The organism is Chromobacterium sp. FG22, from assembly GCF_057809415.1.
The window spans coordinates 21,958-36,924 of the sequence record NZ_JBMDJX010000025.1; the positions used below are offsets into that span (position 1 = coordinate 21,958).

The window sequence follows — 14,967 nt, forward strand, 5'->3', positions numbered from 1 at the left end:
GCAACTGGCGCTTGTCGCAGCTTTACAAGCCGCGCCATCAACGCTAGTGTCCTGCATAAGCCTTGCCGGCAGCATATGCGCGTCGACCGGCCGCACCCGCCTCCGCGCCTTGTTCCGCCTGCCCGCCAACGGCCGCTTCGCCGTCTTTCTTCCGCATTCCCGCTCCAACAGCCGCTGACTGGCCTCTGTCTGATTCACGTCACATCGCTGCTGTAGGGTTTTGCTAGCATCCGGCCCTTTCACTGTCGAAATTGTCCGACGGTATACGGTCGGCAATATAAGTGTTGCGCGGAAAAATCCCGCATGCCTTTAATTGAATTCAAACGCTCGTTCGATTTTGCGCCGCACGGGCGTTCGCTATCTGGAAACTTTGTTATCTAATCGCAGGAAAGGAAGACCATGCATATCGCTATCCCAGCCGAGAGGCTGGCCGGTGAACACCGCGTGGCCGCTACGCCGGACACGGTGAAGAAGCTCGTCGCCGGCGGCCACGCCGTCACGGTGGAAAGCGGCGCCGGCCTCGCGGCCGCGCAGCCGGACGCGGCCTATCAGGAAGCCGGAGCCGCCATCGCGGCGGACCGCGCCGCGGCGCTGGCCCAGGCCGACATCGTGCTGACGGTGCGCCCGCTGGACGAGGACGGCATCGCCGCGCTGAAGGACGGCGCGGCGCTGATCGGCCAGCTCAACCCCTATCACAACCACAGCCTGCCGGCGCTGGCCGCCAAGCGCGTCTCCGCCTTCGCGCTGGAGCTCTTGCCGCGCAGCACCCGCGCGCAGAGCATGGACGTGCTCTCCAGCCAGAACAATATCGCCGGCTACCGCGCGGTGCTGCTGGCCACCCAGCACTATCCGCGCTTCATGCCCATGCTGATGACCGCGGCCGGCACGGTGAAGCCAGCGCGGCTGCTGATCCTGGGCGTGGGCGTGGCCGGCCTGCAGGCCATCGCCACCGGCAAGCGCCTGGGCGCGGTGGTGGAGGCCTTCGATGTCCGGCCGGCCACCAAGGAGCAGGTGGAGTCGCTGGGCGCCAAGTTCATCGAGGTGCCGATGAGCGAGGAAGAAAAAATGGCCAATAGCGGCGTCTACGCCAAGGAAATGTCCGAGAGCTACCGCCAGCGCCAGGGCGAACTGGTGGCCAAGCACGCCAAGGCGGCGGACATCGTGATCACCACCGCGCTGATCCCCGGCAAGCCGGCACCCAAGCTGCTGTCGGCCGATGTGGTGGCGGAGATGAAGCCCGGTTCGGTGATCGTGGACCTGGCGGCGGAAACCGGCGGCAACTGCGCGCTGACCCGGCCCGGCGAGACCGTGCGCCTGGACAACGGCGTCACCGTCGTCGGTCAGACCAATCTGCCCGGCCTGCTGGCGGCGGACGCCTCCAGCCTGTACGCCAAGAACCTGCTGACCTTCCTCGGCCTGCTGCTGACGCCGGAAGGCCTGAACCTCAATCTGGAAGACGAGATCCTGTCCGCCACGCTGGTGACCCACGCCGGCCAGGTCCGCTTCCCCGCCGCCGATTAAGGAGAACAAGATGGTCGATCCTTTCATCACCAGCCTCACCGTCTTCGTGCTGGCCGTCTTCGTCGGCTACCACGTGGTCTGGAACGTCACCCCGGCGCTGCACACCCCGCTGATGGCGGTGACCAACGCCATTTCCGGCATCATCATCGTCGGCGCCATGCTGCAGGTGGTGGACATCAACGGTTCCGAAATCACCCTCACCTCGGTGTTGGGCACCATCGGCATCTTCCTCGCCAGCATCAATATCTTCGGTGGCTTCCTGGTCACCCAGAGGATGCTGGACATGTTCAAGAAAAAGAAGAAATAAGGGACCACGATGGAAAACCTGTCCGCAATTCTTTATCTCGTAGCCGCGGTGCTGTTCATCCTGGCGCTCAAGGGCCTGTCCAGCCCCGCCTCCGCCTTGCGCGGCAACCTCTACGGCATGATAGGCATGCTCATCGCCGTGGCCACCACGCTGCTGATCATGGACAAGCCGGTGCTGGCGCTGATCGCCTCCGCCATCGTCGCCGGCGGCGCCATCGGCGCGTGGAAGGCCAAGACCGTGCAGATGACCGGCATGCCGGAACTGGTGGCGGCGATGCACTCGCTGGTGGGCCTGTCCGCGGTGCTGATCGCGGTGGCGGCCATCTTCCACAGCGGCGTGGAGCACACCCAGGTGCAAAAGGTGGAGCTGTTCATCGGCGCCTTCATCGGCGCCATCACCTTCACCGCCTCGGTGATCGCCTACGGCAAGCTGTCCGGCCGCTTCGGCTCCAAGGCCGTGAACTTCAAAGGCCAACACCTGCTTAATCTGCTGCTGGCCGTCGCCATGGTCGGCTTCGGTGTGGTCTATTTCCTCAGCGACAGCCAGGCCGCCTTCCTGACCATGCTCGCTATCGCGCTGGCCTTGGGCGTGACGCTGATCATTCCGATCGGCGGCGCCGACATGCCGGTGGTGGTGTCCATGCTCAACTCCTACTCCGGCTGGGCGGCCGCCGGCATCGGCTTCACGCTGAACAATCCGGTGCTGATCATCGCCGGCGCCTGCGTCGGCGCCTCCGGCGCGATTCTGTCCTACATCATGTGCAAGGCGATGAACCGCTCCATCGTCGCGGTGCTGCTGGGCGGCTTCGGCGCCGAGGCGGGCACGGGCGGCGGCGCCGGCGACGGCGGGCCCAAGAACCACAAATCCGGCTCCGCCGAGGACGCGGCCTTCCTGATGGCCAACGCCGACAGCGTGATCATCGTGCCCGGCTACGGCCTGGCGGTGTCGCGCGCCCAGCACGCCTTGCAGGAGTTCGCTGAAATCCTGCATCAGAAAGGCGTCAACGTGCGCTACGCCATCCACCCGGTGGCGGGCCGGATGCCGGGCCATATGAATGTGCTGCTGGCCGAAGCCGAAGTGCCCTACGAACAGGTGCAGGAGATGGAGGAGATCAACTCCGACTTCTCCAACACCGACGTGGTGCTGGTGATAGGCGCCAACGACGTGGTCAACCCGGCCGCGCAGAAGGACAAGACCAGCCCGATCTACGGCATGCCCATCCTGGACGCGCACAAATCGCGCAGCGTGATCGTGGTCAAGCGCTCGATGAACGCCGGCTACGCCGGTCTGGACAATGAGCTGTTCTATATGGACAAGACCATGATGGTGTTCGGCGACGCCAAGAAGGTGGTGGAGGAACTGCTCAGGGGAGTGGAGCAGCTGTAAGGCTCCACCCCATGCCTCCGGCATTTCAAAACCGCCCAATGTTTTAAGCTTGGGCGGTTTTTTGTTTCCATCTATTTCTATCCCCGCTTTTCCGCCCCGCCGCGCTTCACAAGCGGCGCCCGCCCGGTGTATTGTAAACAAATATTAGTTTTTGTTTATACATGGAGTATGGCAATGCAAAATACTGGCTTCTCCGCCCGGCGCCTGGCGGCGCTGTGGCTGGGCGCGCTGGCCTTGCCGCTGCCGGCGCTGGCCATGCCCAATCTGCAGGGAACCGAATGGCGGATGGTGGAACCCGCGCCGGTGGGCCAAACGGCGCCCACCCTGGCTTTCCACCCGGGCAAGATGACCGGCTTCGCCGGCTGCAACCGCTTCGTCCGCACCCTGGACGCCCAGGGCAAGCCGCAGGTGGCCACCACCCGCATGGCCTGCCGGCCGCCGCTGATGGAGATGGAGCAGCACTTCGTCGCCTTCCTCTCCAGCCCCTTCCGCGTCTTGCCGGACGGCCGCGCGCAGAAACTGGTGCTGAAATCGGAGCGCGCCGAATACCGCTTCGTGCGCCTGACCCCGGACGCCGATCCGGCGGCGCAGCCGGCCAAGCTGCAATACCTGTACGTGGCGCCGGAACGCCAGGCCTGCCGCAACGGCGAAGCCGCGCGCGATTGCCTGCAGGTGCGCGAACGCGCGGAACAGAGCTGGCGGCCGCTGCAAGGCGAAATCGCCGGCTTCCACCCCAAGCCCGGCGTCAGCTATTACATCAAGCTGAAACCGGCGGAGCAGGCCGACGCCGGCTCGCGCTGGACGCTGGACCGCATCGTTTACAGCGAGGAAGTCAGCAAGCTGCGCTGAACTCTTGAGAACGGCGGGCGCTCCAACCGCAGCCCGTCCCCGCCTTTAACCACGGAACATCGATAATGAAAAAATCGCTTTTGCTCGCCGCACTGACCGCAGCTGCCCTGAGCGCCTGCGCCACCCCGCAAACCGGAGCCAAAATGGACGCTCAAGCGGATATCAAACTGGAGGCGCTGGCCGGCCAATGGAAGCAGGACGCCGCCGAACACCCGATCACTCTCAGCTTCAAGGACGGCGGCGTGTCCGCCCGCGCCGGCTGCAACGGCATGTTCGGCCCGGTGTCGCTGGACGGCGGCAAGCTGGTCAGCAAGCAGTTGGCCAGCACCTTGATGATGTGTCCGCCGGAGGCGATGGAGCGCGACCGCGCGCTGGCCGCCTTCCTGGGCGCCAAGCCCGCGGTCAAGCTGGCCGGCGACAAGCTGACCCTGCAGGCCGGCGACAAGACGCTGAGCTTTGACCGCCTGCCCTCGCTGGAAGGCGGCGTCACCCGCTTCGTCTACGTGGCCGCCGAGCGCAAGCCCTGCACCGGCGTGGCGCCGATGCAATGCCTGCAGATCCGCGAAAGCAAGGATCAGCCGTGGCAGCTGCACTACGGCGAGATCGAGGGCTTCAAGCCGGAGCCGGGCATCGCCTACCGTCTGCGCCTGAAGGAATTCAAGGTGGCGAACCCGCCGGCCGACGCTTCGTCCCTCCGCTGGGTGCTGGACATGGTGGTGGAGCAGGAAGTCGTTAAGAAATAACAGCCCATTCACGAGCTCGCGAGCAAGACCGGGCGTTGCGGCGGAGAAAGCGGAGCGCGCACAGGGCGCATGAGCATGTCGAGGCTGTTTTCAACGCCGTATCGCCGCCGCGCGGCAAATCGTGCACAACGGTGGCGTGATCCAAACAAAACGCGAGGCCTCGGCCTCGCGTTTTCATTGGTCCGCCGTCCGGCTCAGCACTTGCAGTCGTCGGCGTTGACCTGGCGGTACAGCTCGATCAAACGGCGGGTGGAGCTGTCGTGCTCGGCGTGCTTGAGCTTGCCGGTCAGTTCCGCGTGTATGGTCTTGGCCAATTGCTTGCCCAGTTCCACGCCCCACTGGTCGAAGCTGTTGATGTGCCAGATCACGCCCTGAACGAAGATCTTGTGCTCGTACAGCGCGATCAGCGAACCCAGATTGCGCGGGTTCAAGCGGCTCATCAGCAAGGTGTTGGTGGGGCGGTTGCCGCCGAACACCTTGTGCGGCACCAGCGCTTCCAGCGCCTCGCCCTTGAGGCCCTGCTCCGCCAGCTCCGCGCGCACCTCGTCCGCGGTCTTGCCGCGCATGAAGGCCTCGGCCTGGGCGAAGACGTTGGCCAGCAGGATTTCATGGTGGCCGGGCAGGCTGGAACAGTTCTGCACCGAGGCGATCAGGTCGATCGGCGAGATATGGGTGCCCTGGTGCAAAAGCTGGAAGAAGGCGTGCTGGCCGTTGATGCCGGTCTCGCCCCAGATGATGGGCGCGGTTTCGAAATTCACCGGCTGGCCGTCCAGCATCACCTGCTTGCCGTTGGACTCCATGTCCAGCTGCTGGATGAAGGCCGGCAGACGGTGCAGGTATTGATCGTAGGGCGCGATCACATGGCTGCCGCCGCCGTAGTAATTGATGTACCAGACGCCTATCATGGCCAGCAGCACCGGCATGTTCTGCTCGAACGGCGCGTTTCTGAAATGCTGGTCCATGATGTGGGCGCCGTTGAGGAGTTCGGTGAAGTTCTCCTCGCCCAGGTAGAGCATGATGGGCAGGCCGATGGCCGACCACAGGCTGTAGCGGCCGCCCACCCAGTCCCAGAATTCGAACATGTTCGACGGGTCGATGCCGAAGTCCGCCACCGCCTTCTGGTTGGTGGACACCGCGACGAAGTGCTTGGCCACCGCGCTTTCATCGCGCGAGCGCTGCAAGAACCAGTCGCGCGCGGTCAGCGCGTTGGTCAGCGTCTCCTGGGTGGTGAAGGTCTTGGACTCCACCACGAACAGCGTGGTCTCGGAATGAACCTTTTTCAGCGTTTCCTTGAGCTGGGCGCCGTCCACATTGGAGACGAAGTGCATGTTCAGCCGCGGGTGGCCGAAGGGCTTGAGCGCGCTACAGACCATCAGCGGGCCCAGGTCCGAGCCGCCGATGCCGATGTTGACGATGTCGGTGATGGGCTGATTGGTATAGCCCAGCCATTCGCCGGAGCGCACCGCGTGGGCGAACTTGCCCATGCGCTCCAGCACCGAGTTGACCTTGGGCATCACGTCTTCGCCGTCCACGTGGATGGGCGAATTGGTGCGGTTGCGCAAGGCCACGTGCAGCACCGCGCGGTTTTCGGTGCTGTTGAGCTTCTCGCCCTTGAACATGGCCTTGATCTTGGCCGGCAGCCCGGCTTCGCGCGCCAGCTGCATCAGGCCCTTCAGGGTGTCGTCGGTAATGCGGTTTTTGGAGTAATCGAGGAACAGGCCGCCCACCTCCAGCGCATAGCGCTCCGCCCGCTCCGGATCGGAGACGAACAAATCGCGCATGTGCTGGTGCTTGGCCTCGGCAAAATGGTCCCATAGTGCCTGCCAGGCCGGTAGTTCGGTCAGTTCGCTCATGATGGTCAATCCTCTTCGGTTTTGTTGTCCAGCCTTCGGTTCTTCAGGCTGTGCTTGGTTTTTTCCAGCTGGCTGATCAGGCCCGGCCCGCGCTTGAGCGCCACGCTCACCGCCAGGATGTCGATCTGCACCAGGTGCACGATGCGCGAAATCATCGGGCTATAGGTTTCATTGTCTTCCAGCGTGTCTGCGATCAAGGCCACGGTGGAGCGGCGCGCCAGCGGCGAACCGCTGGTGGTCAGCGCCACCACGCTGGCGCCGGCGGACAGCGCCACGTCCACGGCCTCCAGCAATTCCAGCGTGCGGCCGGAGCTGGAGATCGCCACCAGCACGTCGCCCGGGCCCAGCACCGAGGCCGCCATCATCTGGATGTGGGTGTCGGAATAGGCGACGGTGGGAATGCCGAAGCGGAAGAATTTGTGCTGGGCGTCCGCGGCGATGATGCCGGAGTTGCCCAGGCCGTAGAATTCGATGCGGCGCGCGTCGGTCAACAAGCGGACCGCGGATTCTATCGATTGCGGATTAACGTCGTTGCGGCACTTGAGCAGCGCGGACACGGTGTTGTCGAACACCTTGGCGACGATTTCCGAAGTCGGATCTTCCGGGCGCACGCTGGAATGCACATAGGGCACGCCGGTGACCAGGCTGCCGGCCAGCTTCAGTTTGAAGTCCGGCAGGCCGGAACAGCCCACGGTGCGGCAAAAGCGGATCACGGTGGGCTGGCTGACGCCGGCGTTCTTGGCGATGTCGGCCACCGCCGCCTGGATCACGGTGTAAGGCTGTTCCAGCACCAGCTCGGCCACTTTGCGCTCGGCCGAGGACAGGATCTCCAATTGGCTCCTGATACGTTCAAGCATGTATTTACTCTCCTGCCGCGCCGTCGTCAGGATGCGCCCGGAGTCGGGCGCGGGCGCTCGCCAGTTCGGCCGCCAGATGGGCGGCCACGCCCGGCAGAGCCGGGTAGGAGCTGACGATCAGATAGACCGGAATCGCGGCCAGATAGCCGGACATCCGTCCCTTATCCTCGAAGCGGCGGCGGAATGGTGATTGTTCAAAAAAACCGCGTAGACGCGGCACGATACCACCACCTAGATACACGCCGCCACGGGCGCCGAGATTCAGGGCCAGATTCGCCGCCGCGCCGCCCAGCATGCCGCAGAACACTTCCAGGGTTTCGCGGCAGCGCGGACAGGCGCCGGACAGACCGCGCGCGGTGACCTCGGCCGGGTCCAGCGCTGCGGCCGTTTCGCCGGCCCGCTCGCACAAGGCCTGATAAATCAAAGGGATGCCGGAGCCGGACAACAGACGCTCGGCGGACACGTGGCCGAAGCGCCGCATCGCGTAAAGCCAGATGTCGGCCTCGCGCTCGTCGAAGGGGGCGAAACCGACGTGGCCGCCCTCGCCGGACAAGGGCGCATGGCCGCCCGGATAGGGAATCAGCGCCGACACGCCCAGGCCGGTGCCGGGGCCGATCAGCGCCAGCGGCGCGCCGGCTTCCGCCTCGCCGCCGCCGATTTGCAGCAGTTCGCTCGCAGGCAGATGCGGCAGGGCCAGCGCCAGCGCGGTGAAATCGTTGATCACCAACAGCGTGGTCAGGCCCAGCGCCTGGCGCGTGGCCTCGATGGAGAAGGCCCAATGGTGATTGGTCATCTGCACCCAGTCGCCCAGCACCGGGTTGGCGATGCCGAAAGCCGCGTGGGCGACCGCGCGCGCGCCGGCCAGGTCCAGATAGGCGCGCACCGCGTCCAGCAGCGTGGGATGGCCGGCGCAGGGCAGCACCTCGATGTCCTCGATCACGCCGGGCGCGGTCTCCAGCGCGAAGCGGGCGTTGCTGCCGCCGATGTCGGCCAGCAGCCGCGGCCATTGCTCAGGCAGACCAGTAGACATCCAGCTCCACCTTGTTCTGCGCCAGGAAATGGCTGATGGGCAGCGCGTCGCTGACGCCCTGGGCGGCGGCGTCCAGCACCTGGCGCTTCTTGTCGCCCTGGATGGACAGGATCAGGCAGCCGGCGCGCAAGAGCGCGGCGTAACTCATCGACACCCGGCGGTGCGGCGCGGTCTTGGGCGTCACCGCCAGAAAGGCGGCGGCGGACGCCGGGTCCAGGCCGGCCGCCAGCTCGTCGGCGCCGGGGAACAGCGAAGCGGTGTGACCATCCTCGCCCATGCCCAGGATGGCGACGGTGGGCGGAACGAAAGCGGCGTTGGCGCGCGCCACGTCGGCGTCGATGTCCGCGGCGTCTTCTACCAGAGGCAGGAAGCGCGCCTCCACGGCGCGGTCGCGCAGCAAGTGGACGCGCACCAGCGCGGCGTTGCTGTCCGGATGGCTGTCCGGCACAAAACGCTCGTCCACCAGGGTGACGGTCACCTTGGACCAGTCTATCGCCATGGTGCTGAGCATATGGAAGAAGGGGATCGGCGATTTGCCGCCGGACACCGCCAGCACGGCGGCGCCCTGGCTGGCGATGGCGGCGGACAGCCGCGAGGCCACGCTATTGGCCAGCGCGGTGGACTGTTGCTCGCTATCGGAGAATTCTACGCAGTTCATCAGCGGCGCTCCGCGGGTAAGAAGTGAAGGTCAAACACTGGTGCGGTCATCGTCGCGAGCGCCTTGAGATCGAAGCGAGACGCGCAGCCGTACGGTAGTACGGCGAGCACCGCGGCATTCGAGATCGAGACGCGCAGCAAACGGTCAGCATGGGACAGCCATCGTCGCGAGCGCCTCGAGGTCGAAGCGAGACGCGCAGCCGTACGGTAGTACGGCGAGCACCGCAGCATTCGAGATCGGGACGCGCAGCAAACGGTCAGCATGGAGCAGCCATCGTCGCGAGCGGCCCGAGGTCGAAGCGAGACGCGCAGCCGTACAATGGTACGGCGAGCATCGCAGCATTCGAGATCGAGACGCGCAGCAGATGGATCAGCATTCCTCGTGCCAGCCTATCCCATCGCGTGATAGTAAAGCGCTGGACGCCGCCGGGCCCCAGGTGCCGGCGGTGTACTGCTTGGGCGGCAGATTGCTGCTGCGGCTCCAGCTGTCCATGATGGGCTCCACCCAGCGCCAGGCCTCGATCAGCTCGTCGCGGCGCATGAACAGCGCCAGCTTGCCGCGGATCACGTCCAGCAGCAGGCGTTCGTAGGCGTCGGCGCGGCGCACTTTGAAGGCTTTATAGAAGTCCAGGTCGAGGTAGGCCGGCTGCAGGCGCATATTGTCGCCCGGCTCCTTGGCCAGGAAGTACAGGCGGATGCTTTCTTCCGGCTGCAGGCGGATCACCAGCCGGTTGGCGGTGTGGCTGCCGCTCATCGGGCCGTTGAACAGCTGGTGCGGCACGTCGCGGAAGTTGATGACGATCTCGGCGACCCGCTCCTGCATCCGCTTGCCGGTGCGCAGGAAGAAGGGCACGCCGGCCCAGCGCCAGTTGTCGATCTCGGCCTTGAGCGCGACGAAGGTTTCGGTCTGGCTGTCGGCGGGGATGCCTTGCTCGTTCAGATAGCCGACCACCGGCTGGCCGCCGACGGCGCCGGCCTTGTACTGGCCGCGCACGGTCTTGGCCGCCACGTCCTGCTCGCTGAACGGGCGCAGGGCCTTCAGCACCTTGAGCTTTTCGTCGCGCACCGCGTCGGCTTCCATATTGGCCGGCGGCTCCATCGCCACAATGCACAGCAGTTGCAACAGGTGGTTCTGCACCATGTCGCGCAGCGCGCCGGTGCCGTCGTAGAAATCGCCGCGGCTGCCCACGCCCAGATCTTCGGAGATGGTGATCTGCACATCGTGTATCCATTCGCGCCGCCACAGCGGCTCGAACAGCGCGTTGGCGAAGCGGATCGCCATCAGGTTCTGCACCGATTCCTTGCCCAGGTAGTGGTCGATCCGGTACAGCTGCTCTTCCTTGAAGAAGCGCGCCACGTCGTCGTTGATCTCGTTGGAGGAATCCAGGTCGGTGCCCAGCGGCTTTTCCAGCACCACGCGCACATTGCCGCTATTGAGGCCCACCGCCGCCAGGTTCTCGCAGATGCCGGCGAACAGATTGGGCGCGGTGGCCAGATAACAGACCACCACGCGGTCGTCGTCGCCCTTGAGCTTGTCCGCCAGCGCCGGGAAATCCCGCGGCTGCGAGGCGTCCACTTTCAGGTATTCGATCCGCGCACAGAAGCTGTCCCAGGCGGCGGCGTCGAAATGGGCTTTGACGTGCTGGCGCGAGTTCTTCTCGACAAAGGCCAGGTAGTCGTCGCGGCTCAAGTCCTTGCGGCCCAGCGCCAGGATGCGGCCCTGCTGATTGAGCAGGCCGGCGGCGTGCGCCTGATACAAGGAGGGCAGCAGCTTGCGCATCACCAGATCGCCGGCGCCGCCGAACAAGACCATATCGAAGGCCGGGGTTGGCGTAGTACGGGTATCCATCCTGATCTTCCATCTCGAGACGTTTGTAGATGTAGTTATATTACCACCAGCTTTTACCTTGTCCATGTCATCTCACTGACGCAGGCCGCTTTTGCAACACCTTTTGCCCCAAAGCAAACAATTCTCCCAATCGCAGCACTGGCGGGTGTTGCCTCGCGCCGCCGGGCGTATCATGGCGGGACGGCGCTGGAGCGCGTCTTGCATTTTGAGTGTAGTAAAACTACTATCAACCCACTTCAACACGGAACGTCATCATGGCCTTGCATTCCACCCTGTCCGCCGTTACCGAGCGCATCGTCAACCGGAGCCGGGCAACGCGCGCCGCCTACCTGGACCGCTTGCGCGCAGCAGCCCATCAGGGAAGGGTGGAGCGCTCGCAATTGTCGTGTACCAATTTGGCCCACGCCTTCGCCGCCATGCCCGACGGCATCAAGATACATCTAAAGGAAGAGCACCGCCCCAATCTGGCCATCGTCTCTTCCTATAACGACATGCTGTCCGCCCACCAGCCGCTGGAAACCTATCCGGCGCAGCTGAAGGAGGCGGCGCTGGCGGCCGGCGCCACCGCCCAGTTCGCCGGCGGCGTGCCGGCGATGTGCGACGGCGTGACCCAGGGCCAGCCGGGCATGGAGCTGTCCCTGTTCTCCCGCGACATCATCGCGATGAGCACCGCGGTGGCGCTGTCCCACCAGATGTTCGACGCCGCGCTGTATCTGGGCGTGTGCGACAAGATCGTGCCCGGCCTGCTGATAGGCGCGCTGTCCTTCGGCCACCTGCCGGCGGTGTTCGTTCCCGCCGGTCCGATGACCACCGGCATCGCCAACGATGAAAAAGCCAAGGTGCGCCAGTTGTACGCCGAAGGCAAGGTGGGCCGCGACGCGCTGCTGGAATCCGAATGCCAGTCCTACCACGGCCCCGGCACCTGTACCTTCTACGGCACCGCCAACTCCAATCAGATGCTGATGGAGATCATGGGCCTGCACCTGCCCGGCGCCGCCTTCGTCAACCCGGGCACCCCGCTGCGCGAGGCGCTGACCCGCGCCGCCGCCCATCAGGCGGCCAAGATCGCCGCCCAGGGCAAGGCCTTCACCCCGGTGGGCGAGATGATAGACGAGAAGTCCATCGTCAACGCCATCGTCGGCCTGCTGGCCACCGGCGGCTCCACCAACCACACCATGCACATCGTCGCCATCGCCCGCGCCGCCGGCATCGACGTGAACTGGGACGATTTCGACGAGCTCTCCGCCGTGGTGCCGCTCTTGGTCCGCGCCTACCCCAACGGCAAGGCCGACGTGAACCACTTCCACGCCGCCGGCGGCATGGGCTTCGTGATCCGCGAACTGCTGTCCGCCGGCCTGCTGCACGAGGACGTGGGCACCGTGGCCGGCCGCGGCCTGTCTCGCTACGCGCAGGAACCGTGGCTGGATCAGGGCGAACTCAAATGGCGGGACGCGCCCGCCGACAGCGGCGACGACAGCGTGCTGCGCACCGCCGCCGACCCCTTCTCCGCCGACGGCGGCCTCAAGCTGCTGTCCGGCAAGCTGGGCCGCGCGGTGATCAAGGTGTCCGCGGTCAAGCCGGAACACCGGGTGGTGGAAGCGCCGGCGGTGATCTTCCACGACCAGAACGACATGCTGGCGGCGTTCAAGCGCGGCGAGCTGGAAAAAGACTTCATCGCGGTGATCCGCTTCCAGGGCCCGCGCGCCAACGGCATGCCGGAACTGCACAAGCTGACCCCCGCCCTGAGCATTTTGCAGGAGCGCGGCTTCAAGGTGGCCCTGGTCACCGACGGCCGCATGTCCGGCGCCTCCGGCAAGGTGCCGGCCGCCATCCACGTCTCGCCGGAAGCCCTGTCCGGCGGACCGATCAGCAAGGTGCGCGACGGCGACCCGGTGCGGCTGGACGCCAATAGCGGCGAGTTGACCGTGCTGGTGGACGAGGCCGAATGGGCCGCGCGCGAACCGGCGCAGGCCGACCTGACGCATAATGATTTTGGCATGGGACGGGACTTGTTCGCGGTGTTCCGTTCGGTGGCCGACCACGCCGAAGCCGGCGCCACCAGCTTCCGCCATCCCGACTTCCACCCCGCTTCTTGGAGAAAATGAATATGGACGCATTGACCCTGCTGCGCCAAGGCCCGGTTGTTCCGGTGATCATCGTCAACGACGCGGCCGTGGCCGTTGAGCTGGCCCAGGCGCTGGTGGCCGGCGGCGTGCGCGTGCTGGAAGTGACGCTGCGCACCAAGGCCGCGCTGGCGGCGATGCGCCGCATGCGCGACGAAGTGCCGGGCGCCATCGTCGGCGCCGGCACGCTGCGCACCCGCGCCCACGTGGAGGCCGCCATCGACGCCGGCGCGCAGTTCGGCGTCAGCCCCGGCTTCACCCCGGAGCTGGGCGCCGCCGCCCGCGCCGCCAATCTGACGCTGATTCCCGGCATCGCCACCCCGTCCGAGGCGATGCGCGCCCAGGACGAGGGCTTCACCATCCAGAAGCTGTTTCCGGCCGAGGCCGTGGGCGGCGTCAAGCTGCTCAAATCGCTGGCCAGCCCGTTCTCCGATCTGCGCTTCTGCCCCACCGGCGGCATCGACATCAAGAAAGCGCCGGAATACCTGGCGCTGCCCAATGTGCTGGCCGTGGGCGGCAGCTGGCTGACTCCGGACGACGCCATCGCCAACCGCGATTGGGACCGCATCACCCAGCTGGCCTTGGAAGCGAGCCAGCTGCACAGGAATTAAACGACGTTGCTTCTTTACAGGGCCTCCCGGCCCTGTTTTTTTTGGCGGGCCGCCCGCCGCCGGCCCGCCCCTGTCCGGTTTTGTCCTTCCTTTCCCCCGCCAATTGCCTAAGCTCAAGAAGCAGGACTTCATCGCCTGCCGGCCCACGCCCGCGCCGGCGACGGCTCACCTATTGGAGACCCCTATGCAAGTGGCGGAAATATTTGAAAAAGCGTCGGGCAAACTGCCCATGGTGCCCAAAGTGGTCCAGGAGCTGGTGGCCAGTTTTCACCGCACCGACGTGAACATCGATGAAATTACCGACAAGGTGGGACATGACCAGGTGCTGACCGCGCGCGTGCTGCGGCTGGCCAATACCGCGCGCTTCGGCGGCAGCCGGCGCGTGGGCTCTCTGGACGACGCCATCATCCTGCTCGGCTTCGACAACCTCAGGGTGCTGGTGATCGCCTCCGGCGTCACCGGCGCCACGCTGGGCATCCAGGGCTTCGACATGAAGGCGTTCTGGCAGCGCAGCTTCGCGATGGCCAACGCCGCCAAACGGCTGGCCAAGCTGGCCCGGCTGGACCCGCAGCTGGGCTATACCTGCGGCCTGCTGTCCAATATCGGCGAACTGGTGCTCTATGTGGCGGTGCCGGAACAGGCTTTGCAGATAGACCGCATCGTCGCCGGCGGCGCCGACCGGGTGGCCACCGAGCGCATGCTGCTGGGCATGGATCTGACCGAGGTGGGCGCCGAGCTGGCGCGGCGCTGGAATTTTCCGGACGAAATCCAGGAAGCCATCTTCAACCAGCACGATCTGCTGAACGAGGAAGTGTCGCCGTTCGCGCTGCTGATCGGCCTGGCGTCCTTCATGACCTCCGGCTTCAATCACGATATGAGCGAGGAGGACATGCTGGCCACCCTGCCGGTCAGCGTGATGGAGCGCGCCGGCTTGAAGCGCGAGGACCTGGCCGCGGCGCTGCCGGAGTTGCGCGAGGCCTGCACCGCGCTGGATGAAATGTTCTAAGAACCTATTCAATGTCTGCTGCGCATCGGCGATCCGGCGTTGAAAACAGCTTCGAAATGCTCATGTACCACGCGTACATTCCGCTTTCTCAGCTGTTTTCGCCTTGCCTCGCCTTAGCTCGCGAAATCTTGAACAGGCTCTAAGCACCGTCCGGCCGGACGCAAAAAAGGCGGCC

General features: G+C 65.4%; 13 protein-coding genes. 8 read left to right on the forward strand and 5 right to left on the reverse strand.

Annotation, left to right across the window (positions count from 1 at the left end; all coding sequences use genetic code 11):
- Positions 1-399 precede the first annotated feature (399 nt).
- From ACODSD_RS19660 to ACODSD_RS19680, 5 genes are all read left to right on the forward strand, one after another.
- Positions 400-1,521: a Re/Si-specific NAD(P)(+) transhydrogenase subunit alpha gene (locus ACODSD_RS19660; RefSeq protein WP_107801503.1), complete on the forward strand. Its 1,122-nt coding sequence runs from the start codon at positions 400-402 to the stop codon at positions 1,519-1,521.
- Positions 1,522-1,531: 10 nt separating this feature from the next.
- Positions 1,532-1,828 (forward strand): proton-translocating transhydrogenase family protein, encoded by a 297-nt coding sequence (locus ACODSD_RS19665; protein WP_019101645.1) that lies wholly within the window; start codon positions 1,532-1,534, stop codon positions 1,826-1,828.
- Between the two features lie 9 nt (positions 1,829-1,837).
- Positions 1,838-3,214: an NAD(P)(+) transhydrogenase (Re/Si-specific) subunit beta gene (locus tag ACODSD_RS19670; protein WP_107801504.1), complete on the forward strand. Its 1,377-nt coding sequence runs from the start codon at positions 1,838-1,840 to the stop codon at positions 3,212-3,214.
- A gap of 174 nt (positions 3,215-3,388) precedes the next feature.
- Positions 3,389-4,063 (forward strand): META and DUF4377 domain-containing protein, encoded by a 675-nt coding sequence (locus ACODSD_RS19675; RefSeq protein WP_227106042.1) that lies wholly within the window; start codon positions 3,389-3,391, stop codon positions 4,061-4,063.
- Positions 4,064-4,128: 65 nt separating this feature from the next.
- Positions 4,129-4,806, forward strand: coding sequence for a DUF4377 domain-containing protein (locus ACODSD_RS19680; protein ID WP_488878115.1), 678 nt, complete (start codon positions 4,129-4,131; stop codon positions 4,804-4,806).
- 194 nt (positions 4,807-5,000) lie between these two features.
- On the opposite strand, the gene pgi is transcribed toward ACODSD_RS19680, so the two are convergent.
- The 5 genes from pgi to zwf form a co-directional block, all read right to left on the reverse strand.
- Positions 5,001-6,659, reverse strand: coding sequence for a glucose-6-phosphate isomerase (gene pgi / locus ACODSD_RS19685; RefSeq protein ID WP_107801507.1), 1,659 nt, complete (start codon positions 6,657-6,659; stop codon positions 5,001-5,003).
- A 5-nt stretch (positions 6,660-6,664) separates the two neighbouring features.
- A complete protein-coding gene (gene hexR, locus ACODSD_RS19690; protein ID WP_048415130.1) occupies positions 6,665-7,516 on the reverse strand; it encodes a transcriptional regulator HexR in 852 nt (283 codons plus the stop codon).
- Positions 7,517-7,520: 4 nt separating this feature from the next.
- Complete coding sequence (locus tag ACODSD_RS19695) at positions 7,521-8,546, reverse strand: glucokinase (RefSeq protein ID WP_107801508.1); 1,026 nt, start codon at positions 8,544-8,546, stop codon at positions 7,521-7,523.
- Positions 8,527-9,204, reverse strand: a complete 678-nt coding sequence (gene pgl / locus ACODSD_RS19700; protein WP_488878116.1) for a 6-phosphogluconolactonase — start codon at positions 9,202-9,204, stop codon at positions 8,527-8,529. The genes ACODSD_RS19695 and pgl overlap by 20 nt, the downstream gene beginning before the upstream one ends.
- A gap of 369 nt (positions 9,205-9,573) precedes the next feature.
- A complete protein-coding gene (gene zwf / locus ACODSD_RS19705; protein WP_107801510.1) occupies positions 9,574-11,052 on the reverse strand; it encodes a glucose-6-phosphate dehydrogenase in 1,479 nt (492 codons plus the stop codon).
- Between the two features lie 254 nt (positions 11,053-11,306).
- On the opposite strand from zwf, the gene edd reads away from it, so the two are divergent.
- From edd to ACODSD_RS19720, 3 genes are all read left to right on the forward strand, one after another.
- Positions 11,307-13,157, forward strand: coding sequence for a phosphogluconate dehydratase (gene edd, locus ACODSD_RS19710; RefSeq protein WP_235085418.1), 1,851 nt, complete (start codon positions 11,307-11,309; stop codon positions 13,155-13,157).
- A 2-nt stretch (positions 13,158-13,159) separates the two neighbouring features.
- Positions 13,160-13,786: a bifunctional 4-hydroxy-2-oxoglutarate aldolase/2-dehydro-3-deoxy-phosphogluconate aldolase gene (locus ACODSD_RS19715; RefSeq protein ID WP_048408066.1), complete on the forward strand. Its 627-nt coding sequence runs from the start codon at positions 13,160-13,162 to the stop codon at positions 13,784-13,786.
- A 184-nt stretch (positions 13,787-13,970) separates the two neighbouring features.
- The gene (locus ACODSD_RS19720) at positions 13,971-14,792 is read left to right on the forward strand and encodes an HDOD domain-containing protein (RefSeq protein ID WP_107801512.1); all 822 of its coding nucleotides are present in this window, start codon (positions 13,971-13,973) and stop codon (positions 14,790-14,792) included.
- Positions 14,793-14,967 lie beyond the last annotated feature (175 nt).